The sequence below is a fragment of the Massilia sp. LMS1-1-1.1 genome (assembly GCF_040815535.1).
Taxonomy (GTDB): domain Bacteria; phylum Pseudomonadota; class Gammaproteobacteria; order Burkholderiales; family Burkholderiaceae_D; genus Janthinobacterium; species Janthinobacterium aestuarii.
The window spans coordinates 76313-94755 of record NZ_JBFPNG010000056.1; the positions used below are offsets into that span (position 1 = coordinate 76313).

Annotated in this window: 13 protein-coding genes; 6 read left to right on the top strand and 7 right to left on the bottom strand. The window is 60.8% G+C overall.

Features of this window, described 5'->3' with window-relative positions; all coding sequences use genetic code 11:
• Positions 1-40 precede the first annotated feature (40 nt).
• The 3 genes from MRBLMS1_RS25070 to MRBLMS1_RS25080 all read right to left on the bottom strand — a co-directional run bounded on the left by MRBLMS1_RS25070 (position 41) and on the right by MRBLMS1_RS25080 (position 3970).
• Complete coding sequence (locus tag MRBLMS1_RS25070; RefSeq protein ID WP_485882778.1) at positions 41-1984, bottom strand: FTR1 family protein; 1944 nt, start codon at positions 1982-1984, stop codon at positions 41-43.
• A 142-nt stretch (positions 1985-2126) separates the two neighbouring features.
• Entirely contained in the window at positions 2127-2840 is a 714-nt protein-coding gene (locus MRBLMS1_RS25075; protein WP_485882780.1) for a hypothetical protein, read from the bottom strand.
• 92 nt (positions 2841-2932) lie between these two features.
• Entirely contained in the window at positions 2933-3970 is a 1038-nt protein-coding gene (locus tag MRBLMS1_RS25080; RefSeq protein ID WP_485882782.1) for a zinc-dependent alcohol dehydrogenase, read from the bottom strand.
• 505 nt (positions 3971-4475) lie between these two features.
• Here MRBLMS1_RS25080 and nhaA point away from each other — a divergent pair.
• On the top strand, positions 4476-5741 hold the full coding sequence (gene nhaA, locus MRBLMS1_RS25085; protein WP_139089026.1) for a Na+/H+ antiporter NhaA: 1266 nt from the start codon (positions 4476-4478) through the stop codon (positions 5739-5741).
• Between the two features lie 185 nt (positions 5742-5926).
• Entirely contained in the window at positions 5927-6658 is a 732-nt protein-coding gene (gene arsH / locus MRBLMS1_RS25090; protein ID WP_485882784.1) for an arsenical resistance protein ArsH, read from the top strand.
• 4 nt (positions 6659-6662) lie between these two features.
• Here the strand turns inward: arsH and MRBLMS1_RS25095 are convergent, their stop codons facing one another.
• Positions 6663-7646 carry an acetoacetate decarboxylase (ADC) gene (locus MRBLMS1_RS25095; protein WP_485882786.1) on the bottom strand — a complete coding sequence of 328 codons (984 nt, stop codon included), beginning with the start codon at positions 7644-7646 and terminating at the stop codon, positions 6663-6665.
• 43 nt (positions 7647-7689) lie between these two features.
• Entirely contained in the window at positions 7690-8919 is a 1230-nt protein-coding gene (locus MRBLMS1_RS25100) for an NADH:flavin oxidoreductase/NADH oxidase family protein (protein WP_485882788.1), read from the bottom strand.
• Between the two features lie 194 nt (positions 8920-9113).
• Between MRBLMS1_RS25100 and MRBLMS1_RS25105 the strand changes: the two genes are divergently transcribed.
• On the top strand, positions 9114-9527 hold the full coding sequence (locus MRBLMS1_RS25105; RefSeq protein ID WP_485882790.1) for a MerR family transcriptional regulator: 414 nt from the start codon (positions 9114-9116) through the stop codon (positions 9525-9527).
• A gap of 387 nt (positions 9528-9914) precedes the next feature.
• Entirely contained in the window at positions 9915-13718 is a 3804-nt protein-coding gene (locus MRBLMS1_RS25110) for a hypothetical protein (RefSeq protein WP_485882792.1), read from the top strand.
• A gap of 386 nt (positions 13719-14104) precedes the next feature.
• Here MRBLMS1_RS25110 and MRBLMS1_RS25115 read toward each other — a convergent pair whose 3' ends face one another.
• On the bottom strand, positions 14105-15316 hold the full coding sequence (locus MRBLMS1_RS25115; protein WP_485882794.1) for a DUF4382 domain-containing protein: 1212 nt from the start codon (positions 15314-15316) through the stop codon (positions 14105-14107).
• A 175-nt stretch (positions 15317-15491) separates the two neighbouring features.
• Positions 15492-16814: a S8 family serine peptidase gene (locus MRBLMS1_RS25120; protein WP_485882796.1), complete on the bottom strand. Its 1323-nt coding sequence runs from the start codon at positions 16812-16814 to the stop codon at positions 15492-15494.
• A gap of 334 nt (positions 16815-17148) precedes the next feature.
• Here MRBLMS1_RS25120 and MRBLMS1_RS25125 point away from each other — a divergent pair, with 334 nt between their 5' ends.
• Together MRBLMS1_RS25125 and MRBLMS1_RS25130 are read left to right on the top strand one after the other, a co-directional pair.
• Positions 17149-17652 carry an RNA polymerase sigma factor gene (locus MRBLMS1_RS25125; RefSeq protein WP_139089018.1) on the top strand — a complete coding sequence of 168 codons (504 nt, stop codon included), beginning with the start codon at positions 17149-17151 and terminating at the stop codon, positions 17650-17652.
• A complete protein-coding gene (locus MRBLMS1_RS25130) occupies positions 17649-18434 on the top strand; it encodes an anti-sigma factor family protein (RefSeq protein WP_485882798.1) in 786 nt (261 codons plus the stop codon). Before MRBLMS1_RS25125 ends, MRBLMS1_RS25130 begins: the two co-directional genes overlap by 4 nt.
• The last annotated feature ends 9 nt before the right edge of the window (positions 18435-18443 follow it).

Genomic DNA, 18443 nt, shown 5'->3' on the forward strand with positions numbered 1-18443 from the left:
GCAGCGCCATGTGAGTTCTGCCTACGCCGGTATTTCAGGATCAGGCCAGCTTGCGCTTGCCTGCCGAAACGCGGTTCCAGCCATAGCCGGCGACGATGATCGCCACGATGGCCGCCTGCGCGAGCAGGGTTTCCATGGTCGGCAGGATGCCCAGCAAGTCGATGCGCACGAAATCGACGGGGGTGACGCCGACCCAGCCCGCTTCCTGCAGCGCGGCCACGCCTTTGCCCATCAAAATCACGGCCAGCACGGCCACGAAGGCGGACGTCCACGAGAAGAACTTGCCGATCGGCATGCGCGCGCTCGTGCGCAACAAGGCCCAGGCGATCACGACCAGCAGCACGATGGCCACCAGGAAGCCGCCCAGCAGGGCGCCGCCATTGCCGTCCGCCGCCAGGGCGGAATAGAACAGCACGGTTTCAAAGACTTCGCGGTAGACGGCGATGAAGGCCAGGGCGAACAGGCCCCAAGCGGAGCGCCGGCTCATCGCTGCTGTGAGTTTCTCGTGCAAATACTCCTGCCAGCGCCCGGCGCTGCTCTTCTGGTGCATCCACAAGCCCACGCTGAGCAGGACCAGGGCCGCGAACACGGAACCGAGACCCTCGCTCACTTCCCGGCTGGCGCCGCTGATGGTCACCAGATACGTCGCCGCCACCCACGTCAGGCCGCCCGCCACCAGCGCGCTGGCCCAGCCCGCATGCACGTAGGCGAGCACGTCTTTGCGCTTGGCCTTGCGCAGGAAGGCGATGATGCCGATCACGATCAGCAGCGCTTCCACGCCTTCGCGCAGCAAGATCGTCAGGGCGCCGATAAAGGTCGTCATCGGGTCGGCCTTGGCGTCGCCCAGTTCCGCTTCCACGTGGGTAAACAGTTGCTGCAGTTTTTCACCGGCCGCTTCGGCGTCGGCCACCGTGCCCTTGGCCACGGCGGAACGGTAGGCCAGCATGGCGTTTTCCACGGCCAGCAGCAGGGATTTGTTGCGCGCGCCGACCATCGGTTCGATCGGCTCGAAACCATCGAGGTAGGCCGACAGGCCCAGGCGCGTCGCGTTCGCGCGGTCGCCCGCGTGCATGGCGGCCAGGCTTTCGGCCAGGCGCAGACGCGACAGGGCCAGGCCGGCCGGCTTGTGCGCTTCGGCCTTGTCGGCATGGCTGCGCAGATACGCCGTCAGCGCTTTGGCTTCGTCCGCGCCCAGTTTGGCGGCAACGGCTTCCTGCGTCAGGGTCGTCACGGCGGCCAGGTCCGCGTACAGCTTCTTGGCTTGTGGATCGTCCTGCCACAGCTTTTCGCCGTGCGCGCTGGCCGCCGCATCGTGCGACATGCCGCCGATATAGAAAGCCAGGTCCCAGCGCTCGTTTTCGGACAGCTGGCCAAAACTGGCCATCGACGTGCCAGCCACGCCTTGCGAAATGACTTGGTACAAGGCCATCAGGCTGCGCGACTGCGCCCGTTCGCCATCCGTGAAGGCGATCGGTTTCGGTTCCAGGCTGGCCGCCAGCGGGCCGTCGCCGCCGCCGGCCACACCGTGGCAAGAAGCGCACTGGGCCGCATACAGGGCCGCGCCGCGCGCCAGGTTGGGCAGCACTTTCGGCGCCACGGGTATCGGGTAGGCGGCAATCAGCAAGCCGTTCGCATGGTGCGCCAGGCGCTTGACTTCCACGCCGTCCGCCTTGGCGACGACGGCCGCGCGCAGGTCGGCGATGGCGGCGGCGATGGCCGCTTGTGAAGCGTGGGCGGGCAGGGCGGCGATTTGCGTCGTCGCGTTGTCCGTGAAATCGAGCATTTCCGCGTATTCGGCCTCGCTGACCACCTTGCCGTGCTCGACGGCGCCGCTGTAATCGACGGCAACGTAGTCAATCAATTGCCACAACTGCTTGGCGCCGGCGCCGGGATCGGTTGTTTGCGCGTGCGCGCCACCGGCCAGCAACAGGCTGGCGGCCACGAGCGGATAGCACACGAGCCATTTCTTCATAGAGCTGAACATGATTCTCATTCTCATTTATCGTTAACCCGGCGACTATAGGACAGACCGTGCGGGGTGTCAACGGCGCACGGACCTTGTCCTGGACGATAGTGCGGAGCAGGCGCCGGGAGGCGGCAGAGAATGGGACGGCGGAAAACGCGTGCTACTGGCCGGACGCCTGCTTCGCGTACAGGCCCCTGGCCAGGCCGTTGTCAGGCTCGTCCACGCGCAGGCCGCCCTCGACGACGCGCAGGGCCAGCTTCTGGAATGCCTGGCCCCTGAGCCATTGCGGATCGGTGACGGCGAACGCGGCGATGCGTTCCTGCGCGCGCTCGGCTGGCACTGGCAGCCATTGATAGTCGGCTTTTGCCCCCTGGCGGCGCAAGCCGGCGCGCACCCAGCGTTCCGACGCCGGCATGCGGACGATGGCGTCGCCGTTCGCCACGCTCACGGCCGTGGCCGTCTTGCCGCTTTGCGCTTCGAATTTCACTTCCACGCCGGCCATCGGTCCCAGCAGGGGAAAGCCGACGATGGCGACCCATAGTCCCGCTTCGGCCGCTTTCTGGATGCGCATTTCCGATTCCTCGAACACGCGGAACTGCGGCTCCTTACCGCCATTGCCCGCCACCAGGGTGACTACGTCGCCCGAAGCGCGCCACTCGCCGCTGGCTTGCTGGTCGGTATTGCCATAACTGAGCATCCATTCGAACGTGCCGTCCTTTTTCAGCAGCAGTTCGGAGCCCGTTTCCATGACGCCTTGCAGATAATAGTGGCCAGGCAGTGACGACGCGGCTGGCTCGGCCGCGCTGGCCCAGGTGGCCGAAATGGAGAAGGCGAGGGCGGCGCAGGCCAGCAGGCGGGAGAGGGATTGCTTCATCGGTGTGTCCTTGTTGTGTTTTTATGATAAGCCATCATAACAACGGCAATTAAATTGCCGTCGCACGACACACCGGAATGCTGGCGTCGCGTTTACTTCGCGCTGAAATCGAGCACGACGCGCGCGGCAACCTTGCCGTGTTCCAGGCGGCTGAAGATGTCGTTGATGGCCGACAGCGGTTGCAATTCCACGTCGGCCTTGACCTTGCCCGTGGCGGCAAAGGCGAGCGCCTCGGCCATGTCCTGGCGCGTGCCCACAAAGGAGCCGCGTATCGTCACGCAATTGGCGACGACGTCGAACAGCGGCGTCGGGAAGTCGCCTGGCGGCAAACCGACGAGCACGCACGTGCCGCGCTTGCGCGTCATCGCCACGCCTTGCTGGAAGGCGTCGAGCGACGGCGCCGTGATCAGCACGCCGTGGGCGCCGCCCCCGGTCGCTTCGCGCAAGGACGCGACGGGGTCGCCCTGGCGCGCATTGATGGTCACTTCGGCGCCGAGGGCGCGTGCGTGCTCCAGCTTGCCGTCATCGATGTCGACGGCCGCCACGCGCAAGCCCATGGCCAGCGCATACTCGATGGCCAGGTGACCGAGTCCGCCGATGCCGGACACGGCCAGCCATTCGCCCGGCCGCGCGCCCGTTTCCTTGATGCCCTTGTAGCTGGTCACGCCGGCGCAGATGATGGGCGCCGCCTGCACGGCGGACAGTCCCGCCGGGATATGCGCGACGTAGCGCGGGTCGGCCAGGATGTATTCGGCAAAGCCGCCATTCTTGGTGTAGCCGCCGAACTGCGCTTCGGCGCACACGGTTTCCCAGGCTGCCAGGCAATGTTCGCAATGGCCGCAAGCCGAATAGAGCCAAGGCACGCCGACCCGGTCGCCCAGCTGTACTTCCGTCACTCCCGTGCCCACGGCCACCACCAGGCCGATGCCTTCGTGGCCGGGGATGAACGGTGGCGACGGCTTGACGGGCCAGTCGCCGCGTGCCGCATGCAAGTCCGTGTGGCAAACGCCGCACGCTTCCGTCTTGACGAGGATCTGGCCGGGACCGGGCACCGGCACGGGCACCTCGCGCAGCACCAGCGGCTGGCCCAGTTGCTCGACAACGGCGGCTTTCATGGTAGTGGGTGTCATGGTATTCCTTATGAAGTGGGTAGGGCGTAGTGCAGGGCGCAAGCCATGGCTTGTTGAACAGAAGCTTGCGAATGATCATATTCTGCTGCACACGATACAAAAATTGATTGATCTACATCAACATACTGAGCGGGAAGCCAGCCACCTTGGACGACGATTCAGTCCGCTGCTGTCGCGTTGAAGGAAAGCCGGGCCTGAGGTATAATGACAACTCGGCGTGTGCTGCGTGCGCCCGGGGCTACCCCGAATACGGAGAACGACATTTTCGTTTTCCGTGAGGTTTTATGATGCGCGCAGCGTTCCATCTCTATTGGCGTCAACTGATTGAAGCACCGCTTTCCGCGGGCGCTGTCTTTTTCCTTTCCCACTCCTCGTCTACGCCTGCCCGGCCTGCTTGCGCTTGCGCTTGTATTGGCACTTCTTCCGTCATTGACCTCGCCGCGCGTGCTTGCGTCCGGAGGACCTGGTGCGTCGTGGACATCCATTCGTTCAAGGAGCATGCGGCATGAGCACCACTACATCATCGAAACACCATTCCGTTCTACAGCGCTTCCTCGCCAGTGACGCGGCGGGCGGCATCCTGTTGATGGCAGCGGCCGTTGCCGCCCTGATTATCGCCAACAGTCCGCTGGCCAGCGCCTACCAGCATTTTCTGCATTGGCAAACAGGTCCCGTGCTCAGCGACAAACTGGGCCCGATGACAACCCACCTCTGGGTCAACGACGGGCTGATGGCGGTCTTTTTCCTCCTGGTCGGGCTCGAGATCAAACGGGAACTGGTCGATGGCCGGCTCTCGACGTGGGAGCAGCGACGCCTGCCGGCATTGCCCGCACTGCTGGGGATGGCATTCCCGGCCGCGATCTACGTTTTACTGACTGCGAAACAGCCCTTGCTGATGAATGGCTGGGCGATACCTGCCGCGACGGACATCGCGTTCGCCATGGGAGTGCTGGCGCTGCTGGGACGCCATGCCCCCTTGTCATTGAAACTGCTGCTTGTTTCAGTGGCCATTATCGATGACATGGGCGCTGTCGCCATCATCGCCGTTTTCTATACTGCCTCCATCAATGCCGGCGCACTTGCCGCCGCGGCCGCCATCGTCGTGGTGTTATTTGCCTTGAACAAGCTTCGCGTGATGAAACTGTGGCCATATCTGATCGGCCTGGCCCTGCTTTGGTATGTCACGCTGCTCTCGGGCGTGCACGCAACGATTGCCGGCGTGGTGGGCGCCTTCCTGATCCCCTACATTCCATCCCCAGGCACGCCGGATGCGCCTGATTCGCCTCTGCACCGGCTCGAACATGCCTTGCATCCATGGGTCGGTTTCCTGGTGGTCCCGGTATTTGGCTTCGTCAACGCTGGCGTCTCGTTTGCGGGACTCTCGCCATCGGCCATGTGGGCGCCGCTCCCGCTTGGCATTGCCGCAGGTCTCTTCCTCGGCAAGCAACTGGGCGTGTTCGCTGGTGTCATGCTGGCGGTCAAGAGTGGACTTGCTGGCAAGCCACGCGGCAGCACCTGGCTGCAAATTTATGCGGTCTCGATGCTTTGCGGTATCGGTTTTACGATGAGCCTGTTCATCAGTGGCCTGGCATTTCCTGGCCATCCAGCGTATGTCGAGGAAGCCAAGATCGGCATCCTGCTTGGCTCTCTCTTGTCGGCCATCGTTGCTTGCCTGATTCTGCGTTTTGCCCCGAAGGCAAAAGACCAGTGTGAACATGAAAGTGTGCAGGCAGACGAAATTCGTCGCGATGGCGATGTTGTGACAATGTAATGCTGTATTCCGTCGAGGCCTGCACCTGGTCTCGACGGATCCCATGTCAAACGGTCTTTCCAGGTAGCTCGTACGCAGAAAAACAGGTTTACATTAATTTCATGTTTCGATTATTATGGAATTATAGAATTAACTGTCACCGCATTGGCTGGCACTGCGCCTGAGCTAATCAGAAAGGACTTACCATGAATAAGCTGCCCAACATCAGCGCGGCCCACCTCGACACGCCGACCCTCGATAAACTTGCGCCGCCGACGGTGTCCACGCATGCGCCGCGCATCCTCTTGCTGTACGGCTCGCTGCGTGAACGCTCGTTCAGCCGCTTGCTGACCCTGGAAGCGGAGCGCTTGCTCCAGCATTTCGGCGCCGAGACACGGGTGTTCGACCCGCATGGCTTGCCCATGGTCGACAGCGTCAGTCCCGACCATCCCAAGGTGCAGGAGCTGCGCGAACTGTCGCTGTGGTCGGAAGGCCAGGTCTGGTGCAGCCCGGAACGCCATGGCGCCGTGACGGGCGTGTTCAAGTCGCAGATCGACTGGCTGCCGCTGGAAATGGGCAGCGTGCGCCCAACGCAGGGGCGGACCCTGGCGGTGATGCAAGTGTCGGGCGGCTCGCAGTCGTTCAACGCCGTCAACGGCTTGCGCGTGCTGGGCCGCTGGATGCGTATGGTGACGATCCCGAACCAGTCATCCGTTGCCAAGGCATATCAGGAGTTCGACGACAACGACCGCATGAAGCCGTCGCCATACTACGACCGCCTGGTCGACGTCATGGAAGAACTGTATAAATTCACCCTGGTGGTGCGCGACCGCTCCGATTACCTGACCAGCCGCTACAGCGAGCGCAAGGAATCCATGCCGCTTGACGTGCGCGCCCTCGCCACGGCGGCCATGGATCACGAAACGCCGGGCGAGTAGGCCGTTAATGGTTTGTTAATATTGGCTTCGGGGCATACAGCGCGCTTTGAAATTCCGGCACGTATTCATATTTCATCATCTTTCCCATCTTCAATGACTTGATATAGGTGGAGAAGCTGCCGTCGCCCAGCTTCAGGTCGACCGCATCCGCGCTCGTGCTCGACGCATGGCTGAGCTGGCGGGAAACGGCATAGCCATACGTGAGTTTCCCGGCGCCATCCTTGTTGGTGAAGCTGTTGCTCACCACATCGGCCGTGTGCGACAGGTCGCCCAGTTTTTTGCCTGCAAAAACAAAATCGAGCTTGCCTGTTGCGCTATCCATGACTTCAAAGGAAACGTTTGCGTCCGTTTCCTTCACCTCGATACCGGTCAGCCACTTGGGCAGATTGTAGCCAACCACGCCACGCACCCTGGCCAGTTCCGTGTTGACGGGAAGCTTGAGCACATAGCCCCAGAAATCCTTGGACAGCGATTGGCCCAGCAAGGTGAACGGGCCAAAGCTGGCGCTGCCGGGCTTGCTGGTGACAATCGCCAGTGAAATTTCATTGTAGCTGTCGTTGTCGCAGTACTCATACGCATAGGCCGTCAAGGCCACCGCGCCCCGGCCTGGCCACACTTGCAAGGGCTGGACTTGCTTCAGTATGTCTGCCGGCATCAGCTCCTTCAGGCGCGCGAGGTCCGCCGTAAATACGGCTGTGATCTTGTGGTTCCTGTAATAGAAGTTCGGCGAGTACGAGTCAAAGCCGATGGACACCTTTTCTTTTTGCATCTCCTTGAACCAGCTCAGGTCAAGCTCCGGCGCTTCCGCTGCGATGACGGACAAAGGCGGATTCGAGCGAAAGCGGTCATACAGGCCGCCAGCGGCCACCGGGACGGCATAGCCCGCAATATCGATGATGAGCTGCCTGTTGTCGACAGCGTGTTCCGCCCGGGACGGGCTTGTGGCAATACTCAATACCAATGCGGATACCGCCGCGGCGATGTTCATGTTCATTGCTTGCACCTTCCATGTTTGATTGGGAAAAACGCCATTAAAAGCCGCTATGCATCCGGCGGCGATACTGCCGGTTCCGGATGGCGGTGTCCCATTGCTGTATCAGTAGCGCCAGCGCAGGCGCCACGTTGGGCCGGGTATGCTTGCCCTGGCTCAGGCGCCGCAACTGATACTTGACCATCGCCATATAGGCAATGGACGAGAGCACCTTGTTTTTCCAGGTGATGGCCCGGAGCAAGGGGCTTGCCGATTGATCGGAACGCCATGCTTCAGGCAGTTGCGGGTCGAGCGCCAAGGCCGTTCCCATGCCCGCCATGGCAATGCCGCTGTCCAGCACTTGTTGCACCACCTGATAGCGGCGTATGCCGCCCGTCACCATGATGGGCATGCTGGCCACCGTGGCGATATCCTTGGCGAACTCGAGGAAATAGGCTTCGCGGGCCAGGGTGCGGCCATCGCGGGTCTGGCCGTGCATGGCAGGGGCTTCATAACTGCCGCCGGACAATTCAATCAGGTCGACACCCAGGGTATTGAGCATGGAAACGACCTGCTTGGCGTCATCCGAACTGAAGCCGCCTTTCTGGAAATCCGCCGAATTGAGCTTCACGGCAACGGCAAAGCCTTTGCCGACGGCTTGCCGCACCTCCTTGACGACGTCGACCAGCAGCCGCGCCCGGTTTTCCAGCGAACCGCCCCAGCGGTCGGTGCGCTGGTTGGTCAGAGGGGAGAGGAACTGGCTGATCAGGTAGCCGTGCGCGGCATGGATTTGCACGCCCGTAAAGCCAAAGCGCTCCGCCAGCCGGGCGCTGTTGACAAAGTGCTGCTTCACGTCGGCAATGTCGGCCTCCATCATTGCGCGCGGCGCCGAAAATTGCTTTGAAAAGTTGCCCAGGTCCATGGGCACAACTGACGGGGCGATGGTTTCCTGTCCCAGGGCGGCGGGCATCTGGCGCCCTGGATGGTTGATCTGCATCCAGATATGCGCGCCGCGTGCACGGGCCGTGCGCGACCATTGCTCGAAGCGGGCGCCAAATTCGTCAGACTCAAGCACCACGCCGCCGGGCCCCGTCATGGCGCGGCGGTCGATCATCACGTTTCCGGTGATCATCAGGCCCACGCCACCGTCCGCCCACGACTGGTACAGGCGTATCAGCTCGTCCGAAGGCGCGTGATCGTTGTCGGCCATGTTTTCTTCCATGGCGGCTTTGGCAAGACGGTTCGGAACGACTGTCCCGTTGGGCAATGTCAGTGCGGTAAAGGGTTTCATGCTGATCTCCAAGGTTGCGATAGCCTCACGATAAGCTTTAAGCTAACTTGAAGGTCAAGGCCTGAATCGGAAAGATATCAATATTCTTTTCGCTCTCGTCCGCCGCTTGACATTCAAGCTGGCTTCAAGCTTATAGTTGAGCATGGCGTCGTGATGACATAGACAGGCAAGCACAAAAAATCAGCGGGGAAGTGATGAAAATTGGCGAATTGGCCAAGCGCAGCGGCTTGGCGGCCTCCACGATTCGGTTCTACGAATCCAGGGGCTTGTTGAAAGCCGTGAGCCGGCAATCGAATGGCTACCGCGACTATCCTCTGGAAGCGGTGGCGGTACTGTCCATTATCAGCGACGCGCAGCAGGCGGGCTTTTCCCTGGACGAAATCAGGCAAGTCTTGCCTGAGGATAGCTCATCATGGAAACATGATGAGCTGATGGCCGCGCTGAAAAAGAAGATTGCCGACATCGAATCGCTGGAAGTGCGCTTGGCGCAGAACAAGGCCCATCTTTTATCCCTGATTCAGCTGATCGATGCAAAACCGGACGATGTGGACTGCAAGGATAATGCCGCCAGGGTGATGGAAAGCCTGGGGATAGGCAGTAAAGATTAAATGCAAGACTGGTTTTGCATAGGTAGAAAGCGCTGTGAATGTTGGTCTGCTCAGGGCAGGGAGAGTCAGCGGCAAGATGTCTACAGCCTGAGATCGCCGTGTGCACTTTACAGTTGACGGGCTAACTGGGCGACACCCCCTAAAATGCGTGTCGGTGGGGCAGTTACTGGCCATGGCCGCAGAACAGACGGCGCTGTAGTCTAGCCATACGTTGGCTTTCATCTGGAAAAATATTTTTAATCTGGACTACTTCAGCTAATTGGGCACTTTTACTAGGGGCCCACCTAAAGTTATATTTATCGAGTTGGCAACTCTAGTAAAATCTTCGTGGGCGCGGGCTTTCGCGGTTAGGCACGCCGGCTATTTCGACTACCGGGAGATTACTACTTGCTGCTCACTGAAAATTTACTCGACGACTGGGTCCGCAGCAATGCACGGGACGCACAAGGTGTCATCGTGGAACTGGTTTGGCGTCTAGTCGCGGCATCTGTGCCAAAACCACGGGAGCGCCGTTTCCCGCTGGGCGACAGTATCGGGCAGCATGGACCTGATGGAAAACTTCGTGTTGATGTGGGTTTCGATCCCTTCGTGCCCGACGGTGATTCTTACTGGGAAATCGGTACCAATCTTGATGCTGGAGCGAAGGCTACATCAGATTACAAAAGCCTGAAAGAAGCGACGCCTGAAGATGTTCGCAAGGCGGCGACCTTTGTATTTGTCACGCCATTTTCCGGACGACGAGGATGGGAGGGTTCGTGGAAACCTGAAGCGCAGCTCGATTGGCTGTCCAAACGTCGAAATCAAGACGAGTGGGGGCAGGTACGCGTGATCGATGGAACGATCCTGCTGGACTGGATTCGCAAGTTTCCAGCGGTGGAAAAATGGTTGCTTCAAACGATGCGTGGCATGCCGATGCACGACATTGAAACCGTGGAAGAACGCTGGGACCTTACGCGTTCCATTGGGGAGCCTCCGGCCTTGGTCAGCGAGCTATTTATCGCCAACAGGCAAGATGCTTGCGTGAAACTGCAAGAGATAATCGATGATAAGCTGACACAGCTGAAGCTGGAAACCCATTATCCAGATCAAGTTGTCGACTTCATCTCGGCATATATCTCCACACTTGATGCAGAAGCGAAGGCAGACGCATTGGGGCGGTGCTTGATCGTATCAAGCCCGGCGGCATGGGAAACGCTTGTTCTTTACGACGAAAAGCACATTCTGATTGCTGACGCGCAACTCGACCTGAATAATGATATGGGACGCCGCTTAATCCAGAAAGCAATACGCAAGGGGCACGCGGTGATTTTCGGCGGCCCCCGAGGCGGCACTCCAGACCCCACCAGTATCTCCTTGCCCATGCCCAAAATGCAGCATATCCAAGATGGGCTGGAGAAAGGGGGCTACAACGACGAGCGTGCCCGATCGCTTGCCAAGAAAAGCGGAGGGAATCTTGGATCGCTTTTGCGCTGTATTCAAAACCTTTCTTTGATGCCCCAGTGGGCGGAGAGCTCAGCCTCGGCAGAATTGGCCATCGCGATGCTTTTGGGATCTTGGAACGAGCGCTCCGACGCGGATACTCAGGCAGTAGGAAAGGCTGCGGGAAAGACCTACGGAGAGTGGATCGCGGCAATCCGTGAGGCAGCGTTGCGCCCGGGCACTCCTCTTAAACAATGGGAAAGCGAATGGCGCTTCGCTGCGCGCTACGAGGGCTGGTTTACACTAGGCCCAATGCTATTCGACGATCAGGTTGAGCGCGTCGGCCAAGTTGCCGTCACAGTTCTCCGTGAGGTGCATCCTGAATTTGATTTGCCGCCCGACCAGCGCCATTTTGCCAACTTTAAAGCAAACTTAAATCAGTATTCATCGGCGCTGCGGCTGGGGGGTGCTGAGTTCCTTGCCTTGCTTGGCAGCGAACCGACCGCCTTGACATCCTGTTCAGCGGGCAAAGCACCCCATATAGCAACCCAGGCGGTGCGCGACATCCTGGATGGTGCCACTTGGCAGCACTGGGCAACACTTAACGATGTCCTACCTTTGCTGGCTGAGGCGTCGCCTAGTGCTTTTCTGGCGGCGGTAGAGGGAGCGATCCGGGCCGTTGATTGTCCGTTTGATGATCTGTTTAAACAAGAAGGCGACGGCGCGCTCACTGGGGGAACATATATCAGCGGGCTATTGTGGGCACTGGAAACCCTTGCGTGGAACCCGGATTTGTTCATTCGGTCAACTTATTGCCTAGCCCAATTGGCCGAGCGGGATCCTGGTGGAAAGTGGTCGAATCGCCCTATAAATTCGCTTCGCACCATGTTGCTGCCGTGGCTCCCTTTAACGTGCGCTGAAGTGCCCAAGCGAATTTCTGCGGTTGAAATATTGATCAGGGATCTGCCCAAGGTTGCATGGTCACTACTGTTGAAGCTTTTTCCCGAGTCTCATTCCACATCAGATGGGACGCGGCGTCCTGCTTGGCGTTCTTGGATACCAGAGGACTGGAAGAAGGGAGTGTCGGAGGCGGAATACTGGCAGCAGACTGCGACATACGCGCGGCTGGCGGTTGAAATGGCACGCTTCGATACCAATCGCCTGATCGAGGTTACTGGCCGAATCGGCGTGTTGCCGCCAGATGTGCAAGAATTGCTGTTTCAAAGTATTGAAGAGGGAGTGTTGAAGGACGCTTCCGGCGAGACTGGCTTCGCCCTTTGGTCCGCATTGGACCACGTTGTACGAAAGCACCGACGTTTCCCTGACGCGACATGGGCCATGCCAGAGGAAGAAGTTGAGCGGATTGCCCGGTTAACGGACAAGCTCACGCCAAAGGATCCGCTCATCTTTTTCCGCCGGCTATTTAACAGCAATGATTTTGATCTCTACAGTTCGGAGAACGACTGGGAGGCCAGCCGTAAGGCTTTGGAGCAAAGCCGCCGGGATGCGGTGGCAGAGATCCACTCATCCGGCGGCTTCGAATCGCTGGTCCGGTTTGCGGAATCTACAAAGTCGCCTCGGCAAGTCGGCCTGGCTTATGGAGCAGCGGCGGACGAACATCTGGACACGCGCGTATTCCCGGCTTTCTTGAGCGATAGATATAGTGCCCGATACCAGTTCGCGGTCGGCTATGCCTGGTCACGCTTCACACTGGCTAAATGGGAATGGATCGACAAGCAGGGATTTGCAAGTTGGTCGAAAACAGATGCGGCCGAATTCTTGTCCCTTTTTCCATTCACTCTGCAAACTTGGCAAAGAGCCGACGTGGTTTTAGGGGAAGAACAAGATTTGTATTGGCGCATCGCGGAAGCCAACATGTACGAAGCGGACGAAGGGAGCCATGATGCGATTGATAAATTAATCCAGTACGAAAGGCCCCGTGCGGCTGTTAGCTGTCTGTATCAGCTTGTTCACCAGAACAAGAAGATCGACCATGCGCAGGTGACCAAGACTCTTCTCGCGGCGGTGAATTCGTCAGAACCACCGCATCAATTGGAGGAGCACTCGTCCATTAAGTTGATAGCACTTCTTCAAGAAGCCAAGGACACTGATCCAAGCGAACTGGCGCGCATTGAATGGGCATATCTGCCGCTCCTTGAACATCATCCGGGCGTTTCGCCGAAAACAATCGAATCGGAGATGGCGGAGAACTCGAATAGTTTCTGCGGCATGATTCGCTTGGCTTTTAGGCCGGAGGGATCGGAGAAAATCGTTGAGGAGGCTTCCCCCTCACAGCAAGATATTGCCACCAACGCATATCGTTTGCTGAGTAACTGGAAGATTGTCCCAGGATCAGGTGATGGAGGATTTAGCGATGCGGCGTTCATCGAATGGTCGCAGGCCATGCGGGAGAATGCCGCAAGAACGGGGCATCTCGGCATTTCGTTGGGAATGTTCGGCCGTGTCTTGACACATGCACCACAGGATCCATCAGGGCTTTGGATTCATAAGGCTGTGGCCGCTATCTTGGATACACCTGACGCCGAGACTTTGCGTAACGGTTTTCGAGTTCAATTGTATAACTCGCGTGGCGCACACTGGGTTGACCCCACCGGTGCCTCTGAGCGTGCACTAGCCGAAAAATACCGGACACGTGCAGAATCTGTGGAAAATGCAGGCTTCGTTCGGTTCGCGTCCACTCTACGGGATATCGCCGCTGAGTATGGCTATGAGGCCGAGCGCGTCATTGCACGCAGCAAGCGGGATGAGTAATTGCGGCCAGCCGAAATGGTATGGACAAGGGTGACAACTACATCATCGTATTGAAGGATCTGCGAGTAAAAATGTATCTCCAACGATAACGTTATTGTTGCTGGAAAGTGCGGCGGTGAGACTGGAGATGACTGCCATTACAGGATCCAAGATAGTTGCCCGATGTATTCGATTAATGATGAAGCAGGGCATAAATCATTAAGCCCGCCACAGCAGCTGTGGCCACCACGACGGGATCGGGCAATTTTTTGAATTTTCCCATCAGCTACAGTGGCCACGGCGATCAGGGTGGCGATATGTCCATGCCCGAGCGCCGAGCGACGACGATCATCGAGCCGATGATGGCGCCGATGGCTGCGGCGTTATAGCCATGGACGACTAAGCCCTTAAGGTATCAAAGTAAAGCTGACGCCAAGCTGATTCGCCGTGGAGATATCCACCGATGGCACGGATTGGACCGCATAGCCGTTCGCTGCCGCCTCCACCTTGTATTTGCCGGTACCGGGCAGCGTATTGGCCTGCGCCGTGAATACCAGGGGCAGGGTGGCGCTGTACGGCGCCAGTTGCGGCGCAACGGTGGGCAGGGTCAGCGCATAGGCGCCGGTGGCGATATCCACGCCCTGGTACTTCACCGTGACGGTCGGGCCGGCCGCGAAACTCTGCTTTGCGGAGACCGTCGCGACTTCGGTGATGCTCACTGGTGCCAGGGCGACCGTACCGCCGATGATGCCTGGAGCCGTTGCGGCAGCGACGAGATTGATCGGCGCGCTGGCGCTGCTGAGCGTTGTGGTGCTGGTGGCGGTGGCGACCGGCACGGCGGCGATGACGGCAGTGGCGCTGTTGTCGGCGGTGATGACGACGTCATAGTTACCGGGGACGAGGCGCGCCAGATAGAATTCGCCCGTCGTCGCGTTCGGCGCGGTGGCGGCGACAATCGTGCCGTTCTGCTGCGCCGTTACCATCACATGTTGCGTCAGCAAGGCAGGGGGGACAAAACCGTTGATACCGTTCAGTACGGTTGGCACGACTTTGACGACCGGCTTGAGCGCAAAGCCGCCATTGCCTTTCCTGACGACGGATTTGCAGGCGTCGAAGTCGAGTACCAGGTCGACCCGCTGTCCCGCAGCCACGTCGAACTGGTTGACCAGCTTGATGCCGCTCTGGACCGCGCTGGGCGTATCGAGGGAAACCTCGTTGACGGTGCCGCTCGGCACCACCGAATTGGCCATGGCCGAGCCGGCATTGGCATCGAGCACCAGGCGCAGCTGCGTGTAGCGGCCGGGCGTCAGCGGGGTTTGCCCCAGGTTTTCCAGGGCGCCATTGGTCAGGTTCAAGAGGTTGATCTTGCGCGCGGGGCTGAGCGTGATATCGGTCCAGCCCGCATCGGTATCGCCCGCCGTGGCGCTTTGGTGCACGCGGACCTTGTTGACGGTCACGTTGACGGCGTCAAAGCCGCACGCTGGCGCATCGGTGATGGCCACGCCCAGAGTCCCGCTCAGGTTGGTATCGCTTGACGATCCACCGCCGCCGCAGGCCGACAGCAGGGCTGCGGCGGTGACGGTGCTGATCATGCCGCAGGTACGCAATAAGTGTGTCATGGAGATTTCTCCTCGAATGGTGGCCAGGGTGGCAAGTTGCTGGGATTTCATGTTCAGTCTCCTTGAGAGCCACGGAAAAATTGCGGCTGGTACAGTAAGAACGACGGGCGAGGCGGATTTCATCCATCACCGGCAACTTTTTTTTCGCGACCTGGCGCGCGATCGCGCCCGGGCCTTATGGCCTGGCTTCGGGCGCGATGCGGAATGCTTCGCCGACCAGGCCGTAGCCGGCCTCGGGCGAGCGTTCCCCGCTGCTCATGCGCTGCGCCCGCGCAGCCAGCTTGGCCACGGCGGCGCGGCCTGCCGTCAGGTCGGGTTTGCGCATGCTTTGCGCCAGCATGGCTGCCACGATAGGCGCGGCAAACGATGTACCGCGCACCACGCCATAGGGCTGCGGGCCGACGGCGGCGGCCAGCATCTGGCTGCCGGGCGCGGCGAACATCACCTGCGGGCCGCGCGCTGCCTCGGGCAGGATGCGCCGTTGCGCATCGGCGCCGCTGACGCCGATTACGCCAGGATAGCTGGCCGGATACAACGGCGGCGCGGCCGGGCCGTCATTGCCCACGGCGGCGATCAGCAGGTGGCCGCGCTTGAGCATGGCCTGCACGGCGCGTTCGAGCATCTGGTTGGGCGGTCCCACCAGACTGACGTTGACCACTGGGACTTGTTCGCGTGCAAGCCAGGCCAGCGCCTCGATGATCTGGTCGACGGCGCCACCCGTTTCGCTGCCGCAATAGGCGTCGGCCGCATACAGCCGGGCTCCCGGCGACACGCCATGAAAGCGGTCGGCGTTTCCGATCAGCAGCGAAGCCACCGCCGTGCCGTGCGCGCTGGGAACGACGCGGCCGTTGCATCCCCAGCGCCGGATGGCCGCCTTCTGGAATGCCTGGTGCGTGCCGTCGACGCCGCCATCGACCAGCCCGACGCGCACCGGACCGGCCGCGGCAGGACGGGCGGCGCGCCGGCCGGGAGCGGGGGAGGATGGCTTGCCGGACTGGCCGCTGCTGATATACAGGTGATTGAAATCATGGCTGCCGCCGGGATCGAGCGCTTGCAGCCGCGCCAGCGCCTCTTCCGTGCTGTAACGCTCCGGCACGCCGAGCGTGACCAGCGTTTCGCCCAGCCCGCCCAGAACCCGCTTCCCAAGCACGCTGAAACCCTCGGCACGCGCCGCTTCCAGCACGGCGGCCGGCGGCGACCATGCGAGCAGCTGCCGCCTCAGCACGGGCTCGCCGCGGGGATCGGCTTCGATCACGTCGCGATATACGCGCAGCAGGTTTTTCACCGTACGCGCGCGCGATTGTTGCAGGCTGGCCCCTTCACCAGTCTCGTCAGTGTCGCCGCGATTGGCTGCATTGGCCGCCCTGGCCCCATTGGCGGCATTCCCAACATTGCCAGAATTGCCGGGTTGCATCCAGTTTTGCTGTTTGAGCAAGCCGGGGGGATCCCTCTGCAAACCCATGCCCATGCCCATGCCATTCCCCATTCCGTTGCCCATGCCCATACTATTTCCATTGCCCATACCATTGCCATTGCCGCGCGGCATGGGCATATTCATCGAGGGATTCATGGCTGGCCGGTTGCCCTGGCCTTGACCATGGCCTTGACCTTGACCTTGACCTTGACCATGGCCCTGGGCATGGACGGCGGTGCAGGTCAACAACAGGGGCAGCAGCGCCAGGAGGCGCCGGGCGGGAGGGGCTAACAGGAGCAGGCTAGGGGGCATGGCGAAATATCTGGGGCGTTCGGTGAAACAGGATGTTTCATTATATTAAGCCTAAATGGTTGGGGGATGGACTAAAATCCCGTACCCCATCGTTTACCAGAGACCAATGACGCCACACGTCGCATCGCTCCACACCGAAATTGCCGCCTTGCTGCCGCGGCTGCGGCGCTTTGGCCGGGCAGTCACGCGCAACCATGAAGATGCCGATGATCTCGTGCAAGTCGCCATCGAACGGGCGCTCAAGCATATCGGCCAGTGGGAAGCGGGGTCACGGCTCGACAGCTGGCTGTTCAGAATCATGAAAAATGCCTGGATAGACGAGGTGAGGGTGCGGGTACGGCGCGACCGACTGTTCAGCAACGAGGAAGAGGGGCAGTTCGTCGGCGACGATGCGTCCGAGAGGCAGGTGCATCGCCTGGCTGTACAGCAAGCGATCAGCCGGCTGAACGAGGACCAGCGCATGGTGGTGGCCCTGGTGCTCATCGATGGCATGCCTTACAAAGAGGCGGCGCAGGTGCTGGACATTCCGGTCGGCACGCTGACCAGCCGCCTGGCGCGGGCGCGCGAAGCGCTGCAGGCGCAGTTGTCCGATACGGAGAGGGTAAAATGACGCAGTTCTCTGATGAAATCCTGATGGCATTTGCCGACGGCGAGCTGGACCCCGACACCAGCGCGCAGGTCAAGGCCGCGATGGCTGGCGACGCCGCAATGGCCCGGCGCGTGGCCCAGTATCGCGCCATGCGCGACGACGTCTACGCCAGTTTCGCCCCGATCCTCGACGAAGCCGTGCCGCAGCGCCTGCGCGACGCACTGCGCCCGGCCGAACCGGCGCCCGCCAGCCCGGAGCCAGCGTTCATTCCAAGGCCCGCCGCCAACCACAGCCGCTGGGCCTTGCCCGCGTGGGGCGCGCTGGCCGCGACCCTGGTCGTTGGCGTACTCATCGGGAAAATGGCCTTGCCCATGCTCGAATCCGGCGGCCGCCAAGACGTTGCCGCCGATGCCGTCAGCACCGCCGATGGCCGCATGGCGGCAGGCGGCGTGCTGGCCCGCGCATTGTCGCAGCAGCTGGCCAGCGCGCCAGGGCAGGGACAGCCTGTCAGCATCGGCATCACGTTCCGCACGGCCGACGGTCAATTCTGCCGCAGTTTCACGCTCCACGACGGCGCCAGCCAGGCATCGGCCCTGGCCGGCCTCGCCTGCAAGGCGCCCGAGGCTGGCGGCCCGTGGATCATTCCCGTGCTGGTGGAAACCCAGCCGGAAACGACGGCAGCGGCAACTTACCGCATGGCGGGCAGCGCCGCCCCGGCCATTTTGCAGGCGATAGACGCGCGCATCGCGGGCCAGCCCCTCGATGCGGACGCCGAGCGCCAGGCGCTGCAGCAACTCAAGTAAGGCCTGACT